Origin of the sequence: Staphylococcus shinii, from assembly GCF_017583065.1 — a bacterium.
Lineage (GTDB): Bacteria > Bacillota > Bacilli > Staphylococcales > Staphylococcaceae > Staphylococcus > Staphylococcus shinii.
Map to the genome: position 1 here is coordinate 19,294 of NZ_JAGEVL010000005.1, position 24,387 is coordinate 43,680.

General features: G+C 34.9%; 16 protein-coding genes. 10 read left to right on the forward strand and 6 right to left on the reverse strand.

The features are described 5' to 3' along the window. Nucleotides 1–99: 99 nt before the first annotated feature. Nucleotides 100–522, reverse strand: coding sequence for a DUF2871 domain-containing protein (locus J5E45_RS06670; RefSeq protein WP_208181892.1), 423 nt, complete (start codon nucleotides 520–522; stop codon nucleotides 100–102). Between the two features lie 409 nt (nucleotides 523–931). Continuing rightward, nucleotides 932–1,792, reverse strand: a complete 861-nt coding sequence (locus tag J5E45_RS06675; RefSeq protein WP_208181894.1) for an oxidoreductase — start codon at nucleotides 1,790–1,792, stop codon at nucleotides 932–934. A gap of 81 nt (nucleotides 1,793–1,873) precedes the next feature. On the opposite strand from J5E45_RS06675, the gene panB reads away from it, so the two are divergent. The 6 genes from panB (at nucleotide 1,874) to J5E45_RS06720 (ending at nucleotide 17,017) form a co-directional block, all read left to right on the forward strand. Beyond that, a complete protein-coding gene (gene panB, locus J5E45_RS06680) occupies nucleotides 1,874–2,686 on the forward strand; it encodes a 3-methyl-2-oxobutanoate hydroxymethyltransferase (RefSeq protein WP_208181896.1) in 813 nt (270 codons plus the stop codon). Further along, nucleotides 2,683–3,531: a pantoate--beta-alanine ligase gene (gene panC, locus J5E45_RS06685; RefSeq protein WP_208181897.1), complete on the forward strand. Its 849-nt coding sequence runs from the start codon at nucleotides 2,683–2,685 to the stop codon at nucleotides 3,529–3,531. The genes panB and panC overlap by 4 nt, the downstream gene beginning before the upstream one ends. A 248-nt stretch (nucleotides 3,532–3,779) precedes the next feature. Beyond that, nucleotides 3,780–5,267 carry a malate dehydrogenase (quinone) gene (mqo, locus tag J5E45_RS06690; RefSeq protein ID WP_039069659.1) on the forward strand — a complete coding sequence of 496 codons (1,488 nt, stop codon included), beginning with the start codon at nucleotides 3,780–3,782 and terminating at the stop codon, nucleotides 5,265–5,267. 682 nt (nucleotides 5,268–5,949) lie between these two features. Next, a complete protein-coding gene (locus tag J5E45_RS14360; RefSeq protein ID WP_237282833.1) occupies nucleotides 5,950–14,853 on the forward strand; it encodes an Ig-like domain-containing protein in 8,904 nt (2,967 codons plus the stop codon). Between the two features lie 219 nt (nucleotides 14,854–15,072). Continuing rightward, nucleotides 15,073–16,593, forward strand: a complete 1,521-nt coding sequence (exaC, locus tag J5E45_RS06715) for an acetaldehyde dehydrogenase ExaC (RefSeq protein WP_208181899.1) — start codon at nucleotides 15,073–15,075, stop codon at nucleotides 16,591–16,593. A gap of 97 nt (nucleotides 16,594–16,690) precedes the next feature. Further along, entirely contained in the window at nucleotides 16,691–17,017 is a 327-nt protein-coding gene (locus J5E45_RS06720; RefSeq protein WP_039067560.1) for a hypothetical protein, read from the forward strand. Nucleotides 17,018–17,162: 145 nt separating this feature from the next. On the opposite strand, the gene J5E45_RS06725 is transcribed toward J5E45_RS06720, so the two are convergent. Beyond that, nucleotides 17,163–18,104, reverse strand: a complete 942-nt coding sequence (locus J5E45_RS06725) for a DsbA family protein (RefSeq protein ID WP_208181901.1) — start codon at nucleotides 18,102–18,104, stop codon at nucleotides 17,163–17,165. Between the two features lie 140 nt (nucleotides 18,105–18,244). Between J5E45_RS06725 and J5E45_RS06730 the strand changes: the two genes are divergently transcribed. Both J5E45_RS06730 and J5E45_RS06735 read left to right on the forward strand, forming a co-directional pair. Continuing rightward, nucleotides 18,245–18,802: a TetR/AcrR family transcriptional regulator gene (locus tag J5E45_RS06730; protein ID WP_208181903.1), complete on the forward strand. Its 558-nt coding sequence runs from the start codon at nucleotides 18,245–18,247 to the stop codon at nucleotides 18,800–18,802. A 25-nt stretch (nucleotides 18,803–18,827) separates the two neighbouring features. After that, complete coding sequence (locus J5E45_RS06735) at nucleotides 18,828–19,169, forward strand: DoxX family protein (RefSeq protein WP_039067557.1); 342 nt, start codon at nucleotides 18,828–18,830, stop codon at nucleotides 19,167–19,169. A gap of 69 nt (nucleotides 19,170–19,238) precedes the next feature. Here the strand turns inward: J5E45_RS06735 and J5E45_RS06740 are convergent, their stop codons facing one another. Next, nucleotides 19,239–19,691: a hypothetical protein gene (locus J5E45_RS06740; protein ID WP_208181905.1), complete on the reverse strand. Its 453-nt coding sequence runs from the start codon at nucleotides 19,689–19,691 to the stop codon at nucleotides 19,239–19,241. 5 nt (nucleotides 19,692–19,696) lie between these two features. Beyond that, nucleotides 19,697–20,500, reverse strand: a complete 804-nt coding sequence (locus J5E45_RS06745) for a DUF3100 domain-containing protein (protein WP_039067555.1) — start codon at nucleotides 20,498–20,500, stop codon at nucleotides 19,697–19,699. Between the two features lie 180 nt (nucleotides 20,501–20,680). Here J5E45_RS06745 and J5E45_RS06750 point away from each other — a divergent pair, with 180 nt between their 5' ends. Continuing rightward, the gene (locus tag J5E45_RS06750; RefSeq protein WP_208181906.1) at nucleotides 20,681–21,856 is read left to right on the forward strand and encodes a YbfB/YjiJ family MFS transporter; all 1,176 of its coding nucleotides are present in this window, start codon (nucleotides 20,681–20,683) and stop codon (nucleotides 21,854–21,856) included. Nucleotides 21,857–22,158: 302 nt separating this feature from the next. Next, the gene (locus tag J5E45_RS06755) at nucleotides 22,159–23,133 is read left to right on the forward strand and encodes a tRNA dihydrouridine synthase (RefSeq protein WP_101094091.1); all 975 of its coding nucleotides are present in this window, start codon (nucleotides 22,159–22,161) and stop codon (nucleotides 23,131–23,133) included. Nucleotides 23,134–23,193: 60 nt separating this feature from the next. On the opposite strand, the gene J5E45_RS06760 is transcribed toward J5E45_RS06755, so the two are convergent. After that, the gene (locus J5E45_RS06760) at nucleotides 23,194–24,384 is read right to left on the reverse strand and encodes an MFS transporter (RefSeq protein ID WP_101050228.1); all 1,191 of its coding nucleotides are present in this window, start codon (nucleotides 24,382–24,384) and stop codon (nucleotides 23,194–23,196) included. Nucleotides 24,385–24,387 lie beyond the last annotated feature (3 nt).

The window sequence follows — 24,387 nt, forward strand, 5'->3', positions numbered from 1 at the left end:
TTACTTGGTCCATTATTGTATCATAATAAATAAAATCGCTTTAAACTACTACTTTACGATAAGCACTTTAAAACGATTTTATTATAACAACTTAAATCATTATTTAAGTTTATTTGAGTTAGCATTTATTCTTTTATTTAAAAGTACAAAGAATAAAATAAAGGCGATAGAAATCATGATGTGTCCTAAACCTGCGATACCTGCTATTGCTGGGCTAACACTAAAACCTTTGATTGTCGCAATACCATTAATATATTGCATTGCTACTGTTACTAAAATACCTAAGTGGAATATATAGAAAAAGCTATTAAATAACTTACTATTTTTAGTTAATTTCAATTGATATTCAATTACCATAAATATTAAGAACATAATTGTACCTAAAACGAGTAAGTGTGTATGTGTAACATTTAATTGAGAATAACCACTAAAATTTTCGCCTTTAGACATTTCACGGTAAAAAAGGCCACTCAACATACCTAATAGCGTATAGAATGCTGAACTAAACATTAATTTTTTCATTTTTCGACCTCCAATTTGTTAATAACTGTAATATAACTGGCTTATATGAACTCTATATGAACAAAGATAAAAAATATTAAGTCCATATATTTGCTGTATGCAGTTATTAAAAGACAGGAAACAAAGAAAAGGAATTGTGTCTCAACTATATTATTAATATTAGAAGTTGTTTCAATGGTTCTATAATTAATGATTATTTTCAGAAAGTCTTTAAAATCTATAAGAGTTTGTATCGAATGATGGTTATGAAATATACGGCGTTACTTCATAATTATGAAGTGAAGAGGGATAATGTGATTAGTAAAATGTGAAGTTCATTATTACCTCCATTTATCAGATAAAGATGTAGCCTAAGCAATCAATTAATGTAAATTGATTGCTTAGGCTTATTTTAAAAGTTAACAGTGTTTTAATGTTTTTGTTGTGCCAGTAAAAGAGGGTAAATTGTATCAAGTATAGGCGTTTTTAAATTGTGCAATCGCGCTTTGTTGTATAAAAAACCTTGAATGCCTTCAATTTCTAGTGGTTTATCTTCTATAATATCGTAGTACATACTCGTACCCATTTCGCTAGGATAACCTTCATAAATTGTCATAATTTCAGTTACGATTTTTTCTTCAAATATTACATTTTCAAATTTAGCAATTTCTGTACCTTCGCGTAATAAATTCTCACATAGATTTTTAATACCTGGGACAGTTAATACAGAAGCGGTAGAACGGCTCAAAGCAGTCACACTATTGATAGCTAAGTTCACAAGCAGTTTATACCAAATGGCTGCTTCTATATCATCAGTTAATTGAATTTCTAGCGGCGTATTTTCCAACTTTTTGCATAGTGCTTGTGTTTGAGGTGTATCCTTCAAAATTAATTTATGATCACGAAAATGAGTCACTTTATCCTTTTCTTTTTGCCCACTAATATACACAACAGCTTGATAAACGAATGGATGTGTAAACTCTGATAATTGGCCATGACCATTTTGAGCTAAAATAATCATAGTATCTTGATGTAACAAGTGGTCTAATTTACTTAATACTTTTGACAGTTGGGGTATTTTTACTGCAATAAATATAACATCAAATTTCTCATGACAATCATTTAAAGCAGTTACTGTTAATTGATGGGGATTAGTTGAATCTCCATCTACAAAGAAATTAAGTGTTTGCTCACGACGACCCAATAATTTTAAGTTTGGTTGATTATGTTGGAGATCATATGCGATTGTACTGCCTACTGCGCCAGGACCAATAATAGCGAAATTGCTCATGTTATTTATTTCCTTTTCTAAAAAGTTTAGTTAGTATATGTATAACAATACAAATATATCAAATTGTGGAGTTGATTTTAATTGAAAACATTAGGTCAGTTACAAGCAGTTAAAGAACATAAAGAAAAAATTTCAATGGTTACGGCTTATGATTACCCAAGTGCTAAACAAGCTGAAGCAGCCCAGATAGATATCATATTAGTTGGAGACTCATTAGGCATGACAGTTTTGGGTTACGATAATACAGTGCAAGTAACTGTTGAAGATATGATACATCATGCTAAGGCAGTGCGTCGTGGTGCGCCTGATACTTATATCGTTGTTGACGTCCCATTTGGTGGTGTGGGTGTCACTGAACAATATGACTTAGAAATAGCAGTCAAACTATACCAACAAACTAATGCTAATGCGATTAAAGCAGAGGGCGCGCATTTAACAAATTATATTGAAAATTGCAGCCGTATGGGGATTCCAGTTGTTTCGCATTTAGGGCTTACGCCACAAAGTGTAGGTATTACCGGGTATAAAATGCAAGCAAGTAACAAAGAAGCGGCACAACAACTCCTGAATGATGCTCATGCAATCCAACGGGCTGGTGCAATCATGCTAGTATTAGAAGCTGTACCTGCTGATTTAGCATCAGAAATCACCAAACAACTAGATATACCTGTAATAGGTATTGGTGCAGGAAAAGGCACTGACGGACAAGTATTGGTTTACCATGATTTATTAAATTATGGTGTCGATCATAAAGCGAAATTTGTAAAACAATATGGTGATTTTTCAGTCGGTGTTGACGCATTAACTGAATATAACAAAGAAGTGAAATCTAGTCATTTTCCTGATGAAAATTATACTTATAAAAAACGTGTGATGGATGAGGATGTAAAATGACCCAAATAATTACGAGTATTAAAGAAATGAGACAGCTTACGAATGAATTACAACTTCAAGGCAATACTATCGGCTTTGTTCCTACCATGGGGGCATTACATGATGGACACTTAAAGATGATGGCTCAATCTGCTGATGAAAATGATGTGACGGTAATTAGTATTTTTGTGAATCCTTTACAATTTGGGCCGAATGAAGACTTAGCTTCTTATCCAAGAGATATTGATGCTGATGCAACTAAAGCCCAATCAGTAAACGTTGACTATATATTTCATCCAAGCGAGAAAGAAATGTATCCACAAAATCCGACGATTGAAGTGAAGGCAGGACGTCTTGCGACAGTGTTGGAAGGCGCTGAGAGGCCAGGACATTTTGATGGCGTAGTTACTATTGTTAATAAATTATTTAATGTTGTACGTCCTAATAAAGCATATTTTGGTAAAAAAGATGCACAGCAGTTAGCTATCATTGAAAAAATGGTAGATGATTTTAATCATCCAATTAAAATTATTGCTGTAGATATCGTAAGAGAAGAAGATGGGTTAGCCAAAAGCTCACGTAATATTTATTTAACAGAACAAGAACGTTTAGAAGCGCCACATTTATTTCAAAGTCTCCGTTTAGCACAATCCATGTACGAACAAGGAGAGAGAGAAAGTGAAAAATTAATTGAAAAAACACGTGAATATATTGAGCAACATACGAGTGGCAATATTGAAACAGTTGCTATTTATAGCTATCCTCAACTAATCAAACAAGAACAAATAAATGGGAAAATCTTCATCTCATTAGCGGTTAAATTTAGTAAAGCGCGTTTGATAGACAACATAATTATAGGTAACTAATTAGCTCAATATAACCGATGAGCTTAATGCATTTTATTAGAAATTAATCTTATCGTAATATACATTTTACATTTCGACAGTGTTGTTTTATCATATGCTATGAGAGATATATATCGAGAAGCATTTTTGTGATAGTAAGAAAGTATTATAGGGTATGAATATATTAGGAACAGAATAACTGGTATCTTATAAACTAAAAAATATTATAAATTGCTATTAAAAAGTGATGATTGAAAGGTGGAAAAATAATGAGTGAATCAAACTCTAAAGACGTTATTTTAATTGGCGCGGGTGTTTTAAGTACAACATTCGGGACAATGTTAAAAGAACTTGCACCAGATTGGAATATTAAACTTTTTGAAAGACTCGACAAACCTGCTATAGAAAGTTCAAATGAACGTCATAATGCTGGTACTGGACATGCCGCACTATGTGAATTAAATTACACAGTTGAACAAAAAGATGGCTCAATAGACGTAGAAAAAGCGAAAGAAATAAATGAACAATTTGAGATTTCGAAACAATTTTGGTCTCATTTAGTAAAAAGTAAACAAATCGCAAATCCACAAGAATTTATTCGCCCTTTACCACACATTAGCTTTGTGCAAGGCGATAAAAACGTAAATTTCTTGAAAAGACGTTATGAAGCATTATCTCCATTATCCATGTTTAAAGGCATTGAATACACTGAAGACCACGAAAAATTAAGAGAGTGGATGCCATTGATGATGGAAGGTCGTGACCCAAATGAAATAGTTGCGGCTAGTAAAATTGATGAAGGTACAGATGTTAACTTCGGTGAGCTTACTAGAAAAATGGCTAAAAACTTAAGCGAACATGAAAATGCACAGCTTTTCTATAAACATGAAGTTCAAGACTTTAGCCGTCGTAAAGATGGTAAGTGGGAAGTTAAAATTAAAGACTTAAAAACTAAAAAAGTAGAACATCATATTACAGATTATCTATTTATCGGTGCCGGTGGTGCAGCAATCCCTTTATTACAAAAAACTGGAATTCCAGAAAGCAAACACTTAGGTGGTTTCCCAATTACAGGAGAATTCTTAGTATGTAATAATCCTGAAATTGTAGATAAACATGAAGTAAAAGCTTATGGTAAAGAACCAGAAGGTACACCGCCAATGACTGTACCTCACTTAGACAGACGTTATATTCAAGACGAAAATTCATTATTATTCGGACCATTTGCAGCTATCGGTCCAAAATTCTTGAAAAATGGTTCTAACTTGGATTTATTCAAATCAATTAATCCAAGTAATGTGATTACGATGTTATCTGCCGCTGCTAAGAATTTTCCATTAATTAAATATTCAATTCAAGAAGTATTAGCGAAAAAAGAAGATCGAATGAAAGAATTACGTCGATTTGTGCCTGATGCTAAAGAAGAAGATTGGGATATCTTACAAGCTGGTAAACGTGTTCAAGTTATTAAAGATACTAAAGAACATGGTAGAGGATTTATTCAATTTGGTACAGAAGTTGTTAATTCTAAAGACCATTCTGTCATCGCATTATTAGGAGAATCACCAGGTGCTTCAACATCAGTATCTGTTGCATTAGAAGTAATTGAACGAAACTTCCCTGGTCAGCTTAAACAATGGGAACCAAAACTTAAAGAAATGATTCCATCTTATGGTAAATCATTAATTGAAGACTATGCGTTATTGAAACAAGTCCGTCAAGCTAACGACACAGAACTTCAATTAAATAATAAATAATACAATTACTTTTACCTCGAGACACGTTTGTGTTTCGAGGTTTTTTGTGTTGAGAAAACCTTCTATAGTAAATGTCTGTTTTTAAAAATAAGATTTTTGAAAACATTATAAATATCATAATTCATCAAAACATTATTTGGCGATTTATTGAAGTAATGAAAAATATTAATTGCTATAATTATTTTAATTTTTCAACTATTGTAAAACGACTTTACATTGCGTACCATTGAAAATATAATTAATATTGGCTCGCATTACTCATGAAAAAAATAATTAAATGTAAAAAGCCTTTTATAGGGATAACTTCTTTAGATACCATGGTTAATAATTGAAATTAAGGCTGTTTATGAATAGGGAAACTTTGCTGTCTTGTCCTTATATATGTTGTAAATAGCATCTATATTTCAAACTATTTGTATTTATAGCCACATTTAAAATTTCAACAAGTTAAGACTACACTTAAAATACTTCAAGTTTAAAAAACAATACGATTTAAATAACGATATCAAAAAGAATCTTTCTGTCCTTCGTTATTTAATTGTGCGTTATAAAAAAATGAAATACAATCAAATGCGCGCGTTTGATTGTATTAATTATGTAAAGCATTATAAAAAACTCTTGCATTTATTTTTAAATTGAGTAATATTGAGTTGTGAAAAAGTATATTTGAGGTGGGAAAATTATGAAAAATAGACAAGGTTTTTTGCCTAATAGACTGAATAAATACTCTATTAGGAAATTTACAGTTGGGACTGCATCGTTATTAATCGGAGCTACTTTAGTTATGGGGGTAGGTAATGAAGCTCAAGCGGATGAATTAGACTCAATAACTAGTGATAATGCTAGTACCAAAGATAAAGGTGAAGCTTTAGATATAAATGATATTAAAAGTGTAGAGGAAAATAATTCTACAGAAGAAAAAACAGAAGAAGTGGAAAGTGAAAGTAAAGATACACTAACACAAGAAAAAACTGAAAATTCCAAAAACGAATCAGAGGAATCGACAGTAAATGAGAACAGTGATAATCAAATAGAAAATGAAAAATCTGAAACAGAAGAAGTAACTAGTGAAAAACCTGAAACAGAAGAAACGAATACTGAACAAAAAGACAGTGACCATACTAATACAGTTGAAGATCAAACATCATCTTCGGATTACTCAGAACCTGAAACAGTAAATGATAAAGATGCAACAAAAGAAAATAGTAATGAGGAAGTAAATAAAAGTAATCTACCATCTAAGACTGAAAGACCATCAACAGAAATTGCTAAAAAAACAAATTCAGTAAAAACAGAAAAACCACTTAATAAGAATTCTGATAGTGAGAAAGCATCAAAAACAAAGCAACCACAGAAAGATAACAATAAACAAGTTACAAAATCACAAAAGACAGATGTTAAAAACGATAAAATAGAAACTTCTGGAAGTTCAACATCTGCGTCTAAAGTTGATAAGTCGAAGGCAATAACTATAAAAGACAAGAAAAAAACTGAAAATACTAAATCAAAATTAGAAGCAAAATTAGCAACAACTAAAGACAAAAAATCTACCGTTGAATCTTTTTTAAATAGCCAGTTATCGGAAACTGAAACAAAAGCTATCATGGACAATACAGATATTAATTATGAGACTGCTACGGATGAAGAAATTAACACTGAAATTTTAAAAGCTTCAATTATCGAACTTGTTAATAATCAAGAAAGTGTAACAACACTTGCTACACCAACACGTACAATGTTTAGAGCGATGGCTACACCGACAGCGCTAGCTGCAGCAGTAGATCAAAGTGAAGAAGTAGAAAAATCATTAGGTTATTTAGATAATTATACGTTTGCATCATTAATATTTGATCCAGGTTCACTAGATAACCAAACAACACTAAACAGCAATGTTATTCCGTTCGATATCCATAGTTATATGTCAGGATCCAACTCTGGTGATAGATATAAAATTGACTTGAAATTAGACCCAATTATAGCTAAACATGTCACAAAAATAACGGTAAATCCAGCAGGTAGAAGTAAACCAGTTGAATTTATTAGATTAACTGATGAAAATGGAAAAGTTACTAATACATGGGAAGTAAACTTTATTAGAGCTAATGATGGTTTATTTGGTGGAGCGGAAATTTTATCACAATATACAGCAACAAACGGTAAAATTGAACTTGATGATACAGTAGCGAATATTTTAAAAAACGCTGGTAGTTTAGATAATAATAAATTAAATTATCAAATGTTTGTACGCGACTCGACAGGAAATAGAATCGTACGTACATCTGAAAGTAGTGGTTATTTCTTAACAAGTACAGATGGTGATTTAGTCGGATTAGAAAAAGCAGTATCAAGTGAGAACAGTAATACATTTAAAGCGAGTAGTGGATCAGCTGCTTACGACGATGCTCCTGGAGAGTATGGCGGATTTATTATTGATCAACAAATAATGAAAAATGGTATATTTTCTTACAGCAAAACAAGAAGTAATCAATGGTCATACCATTATCAAATAGATAAAGATTTATTACCATATATCGAAAGTGTAGAATTGCATAAGTATGATTATCAAGGTTTAGGTGGTTTTGATAAAACATATCATGAAGCTGATAAAGTTGCAGATTTAACTTTAGATGCAATAGGAAATGGTTCAATTACTAGTGATAATTTAAATAAACTTATTGAATTTAACAACCTTTTACCTGAAACTGTAGGTGTTAGAATAGTAATTAAATTAAACCAAAGTGTAAATAATATTTTAACTAAGGATGCAGAATATGATGCACAGGGCAACTTAATTAGAGAAACTACTAAACAAAAAGAAGATTTTACATTTGCAGGTTATTTAACTGATAGTAAAGGGTCACTTATCAATAATACTTTAGGTACATCGACTTTAGCCTTACAAGATTATGATAAAGACGGATTGTTAGATAGATACGAGCGTCAAGTATCACTTTCTAATCCTGAAAACAATGACACAGACGGAGACGGTAAAAATGATGGGGATGAAGTCATCAACTATAAAACTTCTCCATTAGTTGATAAACCTGAAGCAGCTGATATTACTAATAAAGATACAGTTGTAACTGGTTCAGTTCCATTAAAAGAAGGTGCCGCATCACAAACAGCTAAAGTTATAGATGCAAATGGTAAAGTGATTGGAACATCAACAGTCAATTCTGATGGCAGATTCTCTGTTTCAATCCCTCAATCGCCTGAAGGTACATATACAATTGCAATAGATTCGCCTAACTATGAAAATGATGAAGTTAGTACATTTAACATTATTGATATTTCTAAAGTGCCTACACCATCAATTAATCCAGTTGACGATAACGATACAGAAATACAAGTCAATGGAACAGCAGGTGCGACTGTCACAGTTCGGGATAATAATAATAATGAAATTGGCTCAGTTCAAATACCTAGTGATGGTTCAGCAGCAACTATCGTACTAAACCAGCCCTTAACAGCTGGTACAGTTTTAACAGCAACAGCTAGTAAAGATGGAAAAACAAGTGAAATTTCAGACCAAATTACAGTTACAGATGAAACAGCGCCAGATGCGCCAGTGATTGATCCAATAACAAGTAATGATAAACAAGTTACAGGTACAGCTGAACCTAATTCATCAGTAACAGTTGGCTTCTCAGGTGGAGGTAAAGTTTCAGTAACTGCTGATGATCAAGGTAACTTTACAGTTAATATACCAAATGGTGTAATTCTTGAAGGTGGAGAAGAATTTAAAGCAATTTCAACAGATAAAGCAGGTAATAAATCAGCTATAACAACAACCACTGTTAAAGATATGAAAGCACCAGATGCTCCAATAATTAAAGATGTAACTAGTAATAGTAAACGCGTAACAGGAACAGCTGAAGCAAATTCGACAGTTAAAGTTACTTTCCCAAGTGGAACAGTCGTAGAAACAACAGCAGATGACAATGGTAACTTTACAGTTAATATTCCATCAGATGAAGGGTTAGAAGGTGGCGAAACGATTCAAGCAACATCAACAGATGACGCAGGTAACGTTTCACAATCTGGTAGTACTACAGTAACTGATGCAACAGCACCAGATGCTCCACAAATAAGTCATGTAACGAGCGTGAGCACGGAAGTAACAGGAACAGCCGAAGCGAATTCGACAGTTAAAGTTACTTTCCCAAGTGGAACAGTTGTAGAAACAACAGCAGATGACAATGGTAACTTTACAGTTAATATTCCATTAGATGAAGGATTAGAAGGTGGCGAAACGATTCAAGCAACATCAACAGATGCGACAGGAAATGTTTCCAGCCCTGGTTCAACAACAGTCACAGACGAAACAGCACCAGCGCCACCAACGGTTAATGGTGTGACAAGCGAAGATGCACAAGTAACAGGAACAGCCGAAGCAAACTCAACAGTGACAATTAAGTTCCCTAATGGCGTAACAGTTTCTGGTGAAGCAGATAGCGATGGAAATTATAGAATTGCTATTCCAGATGAAGTTGATTTAGTAGGTGGGGAAGAAATACAAGTCATATCAACAGATGATGCTGGTAATGAAACAGCACCAGTAGTTACAACTGTAACTGACGTGACAGCACCAGATGCACCTACAGTGAAAGATGTGACAAGCGAAGATGCACAAGTCAGAGGGACAGCCGAAGCAAATTCAACAGTAACAATAACGTTCCCAGATGGTACTACAGCAACTGGTACAACCGATGACCAAGGAAATTATACTGTTAATATTCCTGAAAGAATTGATTTAACAGGTAATGAATTATTGAAAGTTACTGCATCAGATTCTAGAGGTAATATTTCACCTGAAGTTTCAACAACGGTCGTAGATGCAACAGCTCCAAAAGCACCAGTATTAAATGAAGTATCAAGCGAAGATACACAAGTAACAGGAACAACAGAAGCGAATTCAACAGTTACAGTAACATTCCCAGGTGGCGTGACAGTTAATGTAGACGCAGATAATCAAGGTAATTTTAGTGTCTCAATTCCGGACAATGCTGTATTAACAGGAGGAGAACAAATTCACGCTGTTGCACAAGATAAAGCTGATAATAAATCTGAACAAGCAACAACAACAGTTGTAGACGCAACAGCACCAGAAGCACCGACGGTGAACGAAGTAACAAGTGAAGATACACAAGTCAAAGGTACTGCAGAGCCAGGCTCAACGGTAACCGTAACATTCCCAGATGGCACAACAGCAACAGGTACAGCAGATGACGAAGGAAAATACACAATAGATATTCCAAATGAAATTGATTTAGTAGGTGGAGAAGAACTATTAATAGCTTCTATTGATAATAACGGTAATATTTCTGATTCTGTAAAAACAACAGTAGTAGACAAGACAGCGCCAGAAGCACCAACGGTGAACGAGGTAACAAGTGAAGACACAACGGTTAGTGGCACAGCGGAACCAGGATCAGAAGTAACCGTAACATTCCCAGATGGCACAATGGCAACAGGTACAGCGGATGAAGAAGGCAACTACACAGTAGAAATTCCAACAAATGTAGATTTGGATGGTGGAGAAGATCTTGTAGTTACTTCTAAAGATAAAGAGGGCAACATATCCGAAGAAGCAACGACAACAGTAGTAGACACAACGGCGCCAGAAGCACCAACGGTGAATGAAGTAACAAGTGAAGATACACAAGTCAAAGGTACTGCAGAGCCAGGATCAACGGTAACCGTAACATTCCCAGATGGCACAACGGCAACAGGTACAGCGGATGAAGAAGGCAACTACACAGTAGAAATTCCATCAAATGTAAACTTAGATGGCGATGAAACAATTAAAGTCGTAGCAGAAGATAAAGATGGCAACACATCTGAAGAAGCAACAACAACGGTTACTGACACAACAGCGCCAGAAGCACCAACGGTGAATGAAATAACAAGTGAAGATACAACAGTTAGTGGCACAGCGGAACCAGGTTCAACAGTAACCGTAACATTCCCAGATGGCACAACGGCAACAGGTACAGCGGATGAAGAAGGAAACTATACAATAGAAATTCCAACAAATGTAGACTTGGATGGTGGAGAAGAGCTTGTAGTTACTTCTAAAGATAAAGATGGTAATACATCCGAAGAAGCAACGACAACAGTAGTAGACACAACAGCACCAGAAGCACCGACGGTGAACGAGATAACAAGTGAAGATACACAAGTCAAAGGAACAGCAGAACCAGGCTCAACGGTAACCGTAACGTTCCCAGACGGTACAACAGCAACAGGTACAGCGGATGACCAAGGCAACTACACAGTAGAAATTCCATCAAATGTGGACTTAAATGGTGGAGAAGAGCTTGTAGTTACTTCTAAAGATAAAGAGGGCAACACATCCGAAGAAGCGACGACAACAGTAGTAGACACAACAGCACCAGAAGCACCAACGGTGAACGAAGTGACAAGTGAAGATACACAAGTCAAAGGTACTGCAGAGCCAGGCTCAACGGTAACCGTAACATTCCCAGATGGCACAACAGCAACTGGTACGGCAGATGACCAAGGCAACTACACAGTAGAAATCCCATCAAATGTAAACTTGGATGGTGGAGAAGAACTCGTAGTTACTTCTAAAGATAAAGATGGTAATACATCCGAAGAAGCAACGACAACAGTAGTAGACACAACAGCGCCAGAAGCACCAACGGTGAATGAGGTAACAAGTGAAGACACAACAGTTAGTGGCACAGCGGAACCAGACTCAGAAGTAACCGTAACATTCCCAGACGGCACAACAGCAACAGCTACAGCTGATGACCAAGGCAACTACACAGTAGAAATTCCAACAAATGTAGACTTGGATGGTGGAGAAGAGCTCGTAGTTACTTCTAAAGATAAAGAGGGCAACACATCCGAAGAAGCGACGACAACAGTAGTAGACACAACAGCACCAGAAGCACCAACGGTGAACGAAGTGACAAGTGAAGATACACAAGTCAAAGGTACTGCAGAGCCAGGATCAGAAGTAACTGTAACATTCCCAGATGGCACAACGGCAACAGCTACAGCTGATGAAGAAGGCAACTACACAGTAGAAATTCCATCAAACGTAAAATTAGATGGAGATGAAACAATCAGAGTTGTAGCAGAAGATAAAGATGGTAATACATCATCTGAAGTGACGACAACAGTTACTGACACAACAGCGCCAGATGCACCGACGGTGGAAGAAGTAACAAGTGAAGATACCCAAGTCAAAGGAACAGCGGAACCAAGATCAGAAGTAACCGTAACGTTCCCAGACGGAACAACAGCGACTGGTACGGCTGATGACGAAGGCAACTATACAGTAGAAATCCCATCAAATGTGGACTTGAATGGTGGAGAAGAGCTTGTAGTTACTTCTAAAGATAAAAATGGTAATACATCATCTGAAGTGACGACAACAGTTACTGACACAACAGCGCCAGAAGCACCAACGGTGAATGAGGTAACAAGTGAAGATATACAAGTCAAAGGAACAGCAGAACCAGGATCAACGGTAACAGTAACGTTCCCAGACGATACAACAGCAACAGGTACAGCGGATGACCAAGGGAACTATACAGTAGAAATTCCAACAAATGTAGACTTGGATGGTGGAGAAGAACTCGTAGTTACTTCTAAAGATAAAGATGGCAACACATCCGAAGAAGCAACGACAACAGTTACTGATACAACAGCGCCAGAAGCACCAACGGTGAACGAAGTAACAAGTGAAGATACAACAGTTAGTGGCACAGCGGAACCAGGTTCAACAGTAACCGTAACATTCCCAGATGGCACAACAGCAACAGGTACAGCGGATGACCAAGGCAACTACACAGTAGAAATTCCATCAAATGTGGACTTAAATGGTGGAGAAGAGCTTGTAGTTACTTCTAAAGATAAAGATGGTAATACATCATCTGAAGTGACGACAACAGTAGTAGACACAACAGCACCAGAAGCACCGATGGTGAACGAAGTAACAAGTGAAGACACAACAGTTAGCGGAACAGCAGAACCAGGTTCAACGGTAACCGTAACGTTCCCAGACGGTACAACAGCAACAGGTACGGCAGATGACCAAGGCAACTACACAGTAGAAATCCCATCAAATGTAAACTTAGATGGTGGAGAAGAACTCGTAGTTACTTCTAAAGATAAAGATGGCAACACATCCGAAGAAGCGACGACAACAGTAGTAGACACAACAGCACCAGAAGCACCGACGGTGAACGAAGTAACAAGCGAAGATACAACAGTTAGTGGCACAGCGGAACCAGGTTCAACAGTAACCGTAACATTCCCAGATGGTATAACAGCAACAGGTACAGCGGATGACCAAGGGAACTACACAGTAGAAATTCCATCAAATGTAGACTTGAATGGTGGAGAAGAGCTTGTAGTTACTTCTAAAGATAAAGATGGCAACACATCTGAAGAAGCAACGACAACAGTTACTGACACAACAGCACCAAAAGCACCAACGGTGAATGAAGTAACAAGTGAAGATACACAAGTCAAAGGAACAGCGGAACCAGGTTCAACAGTAACCGTAACATTCCCAGACGGAACAACAGCAACAGGTACAGCGGATGACCAAGGGAACTATACAGTAGAAATTCCAACAAATGTAGACTTGGATGGTGGAGAAGAACTCGTAGTTACTTCTAAAGATAAAGATGGCAACACATCCGAAGAAGCAACGACAACAGTTACTGACACAACAGCACCAGAAGCACCAACGGTGAACGAAGTAACAAGCGAAGACACAACAGTTAGCGGAACAGCAGAACCAGGCTCAACGATAACAGTAACGTTCCCAGACGGTACAACAGCAACAGGTACAGCGGATGATCAAGGCAACTATACAGTAGAAATTCCATCAAATGTAGACTTAAATGATGGAGATACTATCATAGTGACTGCCACGGATAAAGAGGGCAATACTTCAGAACCTACAAATACAAATGTAACTGGTACAAAAGAAAATCCAGGTACAGGAGAAAATCCAGGCACAGGAGAAAATCCAGGCACAGGAGAAAATCCAGGTACAGGAGAAAATCCAGGCACAGGAGAAAATCCAGGCACAGGAGAAAATCCAGATACAGGAGAAAATCCAGATACAGGAGAAAATCCAGATACAGGAGAAAATCCAGATACAGGAGAAAATCCAGGCACAGGAGAAAATCCAGATACAGGAGAAAATCCAGATACAGGAGAAAATCCAGGCACAGGAGAAAATCCAGGCACAGGAGAAAATCCAGGCACAGGAGAAAATCCAGGCACAGGAGAAAATCCAGGCGCAGGAGAAAACTCAGGTATAGGAGAAAATCCGGTCGTAGGTTCAAATTCATCAAATGCTAGCCACAACACAGATAATAGCAACTCTAATGAATCACAAGTAGAAGATTCAAATAAGAGTTCTAACGTTATGGAAAACAACAAATCAAAAGATAATAAAGAAAATAAACAATCAGAATTACCTGAAACAGGTGAGGAAGAAATACGCAATGGTACATTATTTGGTTCATTGTTTGCAGGATTAGGTGCATTATTACTATTTGCTAAACGTCGTAGAAAAAAAGAAGATGAAAAATAGACGTTTCAAATAAAGTATTACAGAAAGTGATTACTTATAGAGGCTAGGACAAAGTTACGTCCTAGCTTCTATTTTTATACATAAGAAAGTACCGAAAAAGATTAAATAAAAGTTTAACTGCTGTGGCCAACCATCAAAAAATTGTTCTTTTACAGTTATAAATTTAAGCGCTTACATAAAATTTTGAGGGGTATATGACAATATAAAGGAGGTATTTATATGATTTATACAAATCCAAATGAAAGTAATGCAAAATACAAAGTTAAAGAGCGATATAGTAACTTTATTGATGGAAGTTGGACAGATCCACAAGAAGGCGAATATTTTGATAATATTTCCCCAATTACTGGCGATAATTACGCAAAAGTACCTAGGTCTTCACAAAAAGATGTCGATTTAGCAGTAAAAGCTGCTAAAAAAGCACAGGGTGAGTGGGGGAAAAAGTCATTAGCTGAAAGGTCACAACTTTTATTAGATATTGCGGATCGTGTAGAAGAGAATTTAGAATACTTAGCAGTTATCGAAACTTTTGATAATGGTAAACCTGTTAGAGAGACACTTGCTGCAGACTTACCGTTAGTTGTAGATCATTTTAGATATTTTGCAGGTGTGATACGTGCAGAAGAGGGTGGTATTTCACAAATAGATAATGATACAGTAGCTTATCATTATAAAGAACCATTAGGAGTCATTGGCCAAATTATTCCATGGAATTTCCCATTACTTATGGCAACTTGGAAAATTGCTCCTGCTATAGTAACTGGAAATGCTGTCGTTCTTAAGCCAGCGGAACAAACACCTGTGTCTATTCTACATTTTGTTGAAATAATTGAAGACATTTTACCAAAAGGATTAATAAATGTCGTAAATGGATTTGGCAATGAGACTGGTGAAGCACTGGCTACACATAAAGAGATTAATAAAGTCGCTTTTACTGGTGAAACAACAACAGGTAAGATTATTATGAAGAATGCCAGTGATAATGTCATACCAGTAACTCTCGAATTAGGAGGCAAATCACCAAATATATTTTATAAGGATATTATGGATGAAGACGATGAATTCTTAGATAAGGCAGTAGAAGGATTAGTTATGTTTGCATTAAATCAAGGTGAAGTTTGTACATGCCCTTCTAGAGCATTAATCCATGAAGATATTTATGATGAATTTATAAAATTATGTATTGATAAAGTTAACAAAATAAAACTAGGAAATCCTTTAGATGATACAACAATGGTAGGGGCACAGACATCTAACGAACAACAAGAAAAAATTAAGAAATACTTAGATATTGGTAAAGATGAAGGTGCAGAAATACTTGTGGGTGGTAATGTAAGGCAAGAAAATGAGAACTTAAAAAACGGTTATTATATTGAACCTACTATTTTTAAAGGTAATCAGAATATGCGTGTTTTCCAAGAAGAGATTTTTGGACCGGTATTATCGGTAGCAACATTCAAAGATAATGATGAAGCATTAGCTATGGCAAATGATACAATTTATGGCTTAGGCGCTGGTATTTGGACAAGAAATCAGAACATAGCATATCGCGCTGGTAGAGGTATCCAAGCTGGTAGAGTGTGGGTTAATAATTATCATTCTTATCCGGCACATGCTGCTTTTGGTGGTTATAAAATGAGTGGTATAGGACGAGAAAATCATTTAATGATGTTAGAGCATTATCAACAAACTAAAAATTTATTGGTTAGTTACGATACGAACCCAACGGGGTTGTTCTAAAAAGTTGTTGTAAATTTAATTTATTTTGTTTACAAATTGCGTTAAATGTGTAAAGTATAATAATAAATAATATAACGTTAAGATTGGGGAACTTATTATGTTTATTATTATTCAGTATAGTAGAGGGAACACATTATTCTATTTAAGAAATAAAAATAAAGAACCAATTAATTCAAGAGTAGTTGCTATTTCTGGTGTTAATTATAAAGCGTTATTATTAGAAAATATTAAGAAATTGCTAGCTCAATCTAATTATCACTCAGAAGCACTTCGTTTTATACTACTCGAGATGAATGAAATTGAGAATTTACAAGTTAACGCCGTTTGTGAAGTAAGCAGATATCTTAAATTTAAACTTGATACAAGTGTTGTGGTTACCAATAACATTGAAACATTTGATTACGATGAATATTTGAATATATAGTTAGGGGCTATAAAACATATGGCCATTAAAAAGCATAATTAGTCCATATTAAAATAAAATACTCAATGGCAAAATAGGGAAACATCAAGATTAAATAGTTGATTTTGGTTGTTTCCCTTTTTGATTAGATAAAAATTACGATATGTTAATTTGAAGCACTTTCATAATAGTTTTCTCCTAGTATATTTTGAGTAATATAATTAGAACTATTTAAATATTGTTGTACAAATTTTGGAACATCTTCTTTTTTTAAATCATACATTACTTCAATTTCTTTAGAAAATAACCTCGGATGAGATTGTAAATATAATGATAAATCTGGTAAAGGTTTAGGCTCGATTTTCATAGATTTATTTAAATTTTTAAGTGTATCTATATATACGTTGAGTTCTCTGGCGCCTACAATTTTAGTGCCATGGTTATCGTGATTTAATAGCACTATAGTTGGAAAACCTCGAACCCCTAATTTATGAACTAAATCAAAATCTTCAAGCAGTAATTGTTTTCCTTTGTCATTATCTGATAAAGCTAAAATGTCTTCTATACGACTTGTTTTTTCATTTTTATAAAATAGTTGTAGCAGTGATTTGAGTACATTTTTATCAGAAATATTTTTGTTGAAAACAAATACAGCTTCCCTAACTAATCTAATAAATTTTATTGCAGCTATAGGTGAGTCTAGATATTGAATTGCTTTATAAATACGTGATGCTGGATATGAGGATTGAACGGGATCTATTTCCATTATTGTTCCATCAATCGGCATACGTGAATATTGTCCTACTTCTTGCCAGTGTGGGGTAACATCTGCTGGTTTGAAAATGCCATTTGCTGGATCAATTGGACCTTCTCCCCATTTTTCTAATAGGCCTCCCATAACCATTTGAAAATTAAATAAATGCCCATACTGTACTAATAATTTATTTAAAGTTGGCTCAAATGCCCAACAATGAGAACACATAGGATCGGTGATATAATATAAAGTCTGTTTAGACGTTTCTATGTTTAAGTTAATTGTTTCAACTTCATTTTCATTACTAGGTTTACAGACACCTGAATAAATATCGCATACCATATTTTTCTCCATAATTTGACCTCCAAAGTTTAATTAAAACCAATATAGTTTTATAATAAGCAGTAATACGATTTATAAATACCAACAACTTGTCAATAATGTTGGATATTCAACATCCATAATTCATTGTTGAAGGGAAATGAGGTCATCGAATGGTACAATCAAAATCAGACTTACGTGTAATCAAAACTAGAAAATCTATCATGCAGGCTTTTATTAAGTTGTCTGATGAAAAAGATTTTAAAAATATAACAGTAAAAGATATTACTCAAGAGGCGCTTATCAATAGGGCTACATTTTATTACCATTTTAGTGATATATATGATTTGTTAGACAAAGCGCTTGCAGAAGAATTATTAATTGATTTGAATTATGAGTATTTTGATCAAAAGAGTATAGACGAAGCAACGCTTACATATATTTTTAAAATAGTATCAGAATTTCAGTTATCTTTAAGTCGAAGATGCCATAGAAGTTACCCTGAAACTATTGGGAATATTATCCAAGAACATATTGAGCGGGTGTTGTTGAGGTTATTGTCTGAAGCGGGCTTTGAGGATGAACATACACGTCAATTAGCAGCTAGTATGTTAAGTGCAAGTATTTATAGAGCTTCTGAAAAATGGTGTGAAAGTTTTAGCGATCTTTCAGCCGAAGCTTATATTAAACGTGTTACACCTTATATTATATCTGGTTTAGTAAGTCGATAGAAAACGATTAAAGGAGGAATTTTGTATGGGAATTATTATCTTAATATTACAAGTAATTCTAGGTTTATTCTTTATCATGACAGGCTTTAAAATATTTTCTGGTGAGATGAAACAAGAGTTTGCGCGATTTGGTTACCCACCTATTTTCAATAAAATTACTGGAGCGTTTGAGTTTATTGGTGGTATAGCAATGTTAATTGGTGTTTTTTATGGCTCGTTGGCAATATTTGCTAGTGTATTAATAGGGTTAACTATGTTGGCTGGAGCATTGTCACATATTCTTTTGGGTAAAGATCCAGTTACAAAAGCGATGCCAGCAATCGTCTTGTTTTTATTAAATTTTTGTGTGTTTATCTATTATATTTAGTTCCTTTATTATGTTTAATATTAAAGCCCCCAGTTAACTTATTTTAAGCTGGGGGTTATTTGTAGTTTCTTAAGCTAGACCTTGAATTTTTAATACAATTTCTGCTACGAGCGCAGAACCGATATATGTACTGAGCAAAATAACAATACCTACAACAATGGTTTTCCACCCTAACTTGGCAAAATCTGCCCAGGAATTCCCTATTGAAACGCCTGCGTATGCAACAACTGGTGTGGCTAATGATAGTAAATCTACTTTTTCAGTCCATTCGACAATACGTGAGGATCCAGGAACCCCAGGGATAGTGATGATTAAACCTAATATGCCAATATAAGCAATACTTGGTATGTTTAAAGGCACGATATCACGTAAAATCAAACCTAATAAGGCAATACCCATTAAAGCAAGAATGCCCGGTGTTGCATCAATAGGCATGACGCTATAGCCAATCCAATTACTAAAAAGTGAAATAATTCCTACTATACATAAGGTGAGAATCCAATTTGTAACTTTTGAAGACATCATAGTCACTCCTTATCTTTTGTGATTTTTGATTTAACGTGCATAATCAAGTTATAATATTTTCGGGTTAAAGGTAGAGCAATTAAAATACCAACATAAAGTCCCGTCACTGACGTTAGAAGATTACTTACGCCAGAAAATGCGGTAATTGTACTAGCTTGGTCAGGATACATTTCGACTAAAGGTCCCAGAGCAGCTGCAGTCATTACGCCACTACCTACTCCTGTAGCCATGGCAAAAGCAATTGGACTAAATGGTAAAATGGAAACTAAAATGCCAGAAAAGATACTAAAAAATATCGCCCCAAAAATGGTTCCAAATATGTACATAGACATCACACCTCGCCATTCGGGGGAAGAGATGCCATATTTTTCGGTAATCAGCGCTAAATTAGGTTCTCTACCGATTGAATGAGTCATCCCTATAGACTCACGCCGTAAACCTAATAATATAGCTAATGGTAATGAAATAATAATTGTAGCTAAATTGCCGGCTTCTTGTAATATTAAAGCAGGCCCAGCTGCAATGATTTTAGGTAATGCAGGCCCTGCTTCTACACCAAATTTTGCTATGAGCAGTGCTACTGAAATAAATACCATTGGTTCAGAATTTTTAGCTTGTTTTTTACCGATGATGGGCGTGAAATAAACTCCTAATCCGAGTAACACTGCATAAACAACTGGTAATAAAAGGATTGAAGTTATCCCTAAAGGTATTTTATGTGCACCAATTACTTCAGAAATAATCATAATAATTAATACAATGCCATGTAGTCTCCAATCTTTCCAAAGTACATTTTGTTGTTTCATATCGATACCTCCTAATTAAAATATTCAGAAAATTGAAAATACGAATAAAATCTATTCTATACTTAATATTTCAAAATTAAAAGGGTATCAACATGATTTATATACTTTAGAAATTTGATAAGTGTAAATATGTAATTTAAGCGTATAATGGAATTACTAAAACGAAAAGGTGTGAAGAAGATGCAACACGCTTATCGACAACTTTTATTGGGGATGATTTGTTTATTTATAGTGATGGCGATTGGACGTTTTGCATATACACCTATTTTGCCATTTATGCAGCAAACAGGGGGCCTAGATGATCGAAGTGCTGGTTTATTAGCTACGATTAATTATCTAGGTTACTTGATAGGCGCCATGGTTCCTATATGGATTGTTATGTTTAGTAAGGTTACAGATTTGAAAATTTATTTATTTATAAATATTATTTCGACTTTAATGATGGGGCTTTCTGATAATTTTCAACTATGGTGTATTTTGCGTTTGGTTTCTGGAATAACAAGCGGTACAGTTTTTGTTTTAGCATCGAATGTAACGCTTGAAGCTTTAAGAGTAGTGAGAAAAGATGGCATCTCAGGTCTGTTATATAGTGGCGTAGGTTTAGGTATTTTTACAAGTAGTATCTTTATTTTCTTATTTACTACAGCGAGCACATGGAAGCTTACTTGGATATCACTAGGCATTTTTTCTTTAATGATAGGTATTATTGTTATATTTGGTATGCACGAAAATCACAATAACGAAAATAAAAATTTCAAATCAAAAAATATTGAACAAACCGAAACAATTAAAGTGAAGAAAAAATTTATTTGGGGATTTTCAATCGCCTATTTTTGTGAAGGCGCTGGTTACATTATTACAGGGACATTCTTAGTAGCCATCGTTAAATCAATACCAGGATTAGCGGATTATGCAGCGTTAAGTTGGATGTTTGTAGGTTTAGGTGCTGTTCCTTCTACGATTTTATGGTCTATTATGGCAAATAAGGTAGGGCATGCGAAAGCTATATATTTTGCATTTGTACTACAAATCATTGCTGTGATACTACCTGTTTTTTCAGGGCATGTAGTGAGCTTAATAATTAGTTCTCTATTTTTTGGAGCAACATTCCTTGGGTTAACAACATTATTCATGTCTAAAGCACAAACACTTATGTTTCAAGGTAACCATAAAGTGAACTTGGTAGCTTTATTAACAGTGATTTACAGTTTAGGACAAATGATTGCACCAGCACTCTCAGGTATATTAATTGGTGAATCAGGGGATTACAATGCATCGCTAATTTTTGCAGCTTCCATATTATGTGTAGGTTTATTAAGTAGTATATATAGCTATCAGGGGAACAATGGAAAATAAATCATTCTGTTGTTTTCAAGTAATTTATTGAAAAAGTTTAGGTGACGTATTAGTCAGTTACAATTTCACCTATACTTTTTGCAGTATTCTCAAATTTCAAATGAGATAGTTCGTCACTTTATGTGAAATCTGATTTATTAATAAAAGTAGGCCCCTTATCTTCTTTGTAACATGTTGATAGTAAGGTTTATTTAGATAGTTTTTCCTTAGGTAACTTCCTTTTGTGTAAGTTGACTTTTTGTGGTAATATCGTCATGGATAAAAATTCGAGATAATAATAGATAAGAAGGTTTAAATATATTATGAAAGAAAATTTTTGGCGTGAATTACCACGTCCATTTTTTGTTTTAGCACCTATGGAAGATGTTACAGATGTTGTCTTTCGTCATGTTGTTAGCGAGGCTGGAAGACCTGATGTATTTTTCACTGAGTTTACAAATACAGAAAGTTTTTGTCATCCTGAAGGTATACACAGCGTACGTGGTCGCTTAACATTTACGGAAGATGAGCAGCCAATGGTCGCTCATATTTGGGGAGATAAACCTGAGCATTTTCGTGAAATGAGTATTGGTATGGCTGAGATGGGCTTTAAAGGTATCGATTTGAATATGGGGTGTCCCGTAGCAAATGTTGCAACGAAGGGTAAAGGTTCAGGTTTAATACAACGCCCTGAAACCGCAGCTGAAATTATTCAAGCAGCAAAAGCCGGAGGTCTACCAGTAAGCGTGAAAACAAGACTCGGTTATTCTGAAATAGATGAATGGAGAGATTGGTTGAAACATGTATTTGAACAGGACATTGCCAATCTATCAATTCATCTTCGTACACGTAGAGAAATGAGTAAAGTAGATGCACATTGGGAATTGATTGGAGAAATTAAAAAACTCCGTGATGAAATAGCGCCAGATACATTGTTAACAATTAATGGAGATATTCCAGACAGAAAAACGGGGCTTGAGCTTGCGGAAAAGTATGGAATTGATGGCGTGATGATTGGGCGCGGTATTTTTCATAACCCTTATGCATTTGAAAAAGAACCACGAGAACATACAAGTGAAGAACTTTTAGGTTTATTAAGGTTACACCTGGACCTGTTTGACAAACATTCAAAAAATGAATCACGTTTATTTAAACCTTTACGTAGATTCTTTAAAATATATGTACGTGGCATTAGGGGTGCCAGTGAATTAAGACACCAGTTAATGAGTACAAATACGACAGACGAAGCCCGTGAATTACTTGATGAATTTGAAGCACAAATGGATACAATAAAATAGTAAAAGTTTGAATGTAAATAATAACTTAGGCTTGGGAATCTTAAAATTAGATTTCCAAGCCTATTTTTGTTTAATGGTAAGTGAAATAACAAAGGCAATAATCATAAAACCCGTGATCATTAAAACAACGCCAGGCCATTGAATGTAATTATAAAATACACCGGCTAAAGTACCTCCAACAGAAGATCCCATATAATAGAACAACAAGTATAGACTAGAAGCTTGGGCTTTATGGTCTTCAGCGCGGCTGGTAACTACTGCGCTTGCGATTGCATGTCCGCTAAAAAATGCATAAACGCTAAAGGCTAAGCCAATAATTTTAAATGACAACGGCGATAATAAAGTGATATTTATACCGAAAATTAGTAATAAAATGCTGAATTTTAATGCGTTTAAAGTACCTAATTTAGTACGTAATTTTGCATTTAATATTGAGGAAATCATACCTATTAAAAATAATAAATAGACAAAGCTAATGATACTATCATGTAGATTGTATGGCTTATCTGCTAATTCGAAACCAATATAATTAAATGCAGCTATGTTACAACCAAGTAACAGAAAGCCAATCATAAAGGGTTTGAGTAATCGAATATTTGTTAAATGATCATAATAACTAATTAATAATGCTTTTACAGAAAAAGGCTGTTTTTCAAAATGTTTAGACTTAGGAATTAAAAATACGAACATTATAGTGGCAATGACGCTTATTATTGCGATAGATAAAAGTCCTATTTGATAGCCATAAATACTAGAAATAAAACCTGTGAATATACGGCCGAAAGCCCCTCCAAAGGCATTTCCACTTATATAAATCCCCATGGCTTCAGGTAAATTATGTGGTGAAATTTCTTCCCCAATATAGGCCATAGCTATAGAGGGCAATCCTGCTAAGCAAACGCCTTGTATCAATCTTATGATTAAGAAAGTATTAAAATCTACCACGAAAGGTTGAACTAGTGCTAAAAGCGTAACAGTTGTTACCGAAAAAATCATAATCGGTTTACGACCTAAAACTTCGGATAGTGCGCCAAAAAATAACATAGCAATAGCTAAGGTAATGGTTGCAGAAGATAAAGCTAAACTTGCTACAGTTTCACTAACATTAAACGACTTTGTAAAATGTGGAATCAACGGTTGAACACTATATAATATCGAAAAGATAGTGAAGCCAGAAATAAAGAGTGCAACAATAATTTTAATATAATCTTTTGAACCTTTTGCTACATAGTTGTTTTTTAAGTTATTCAATGT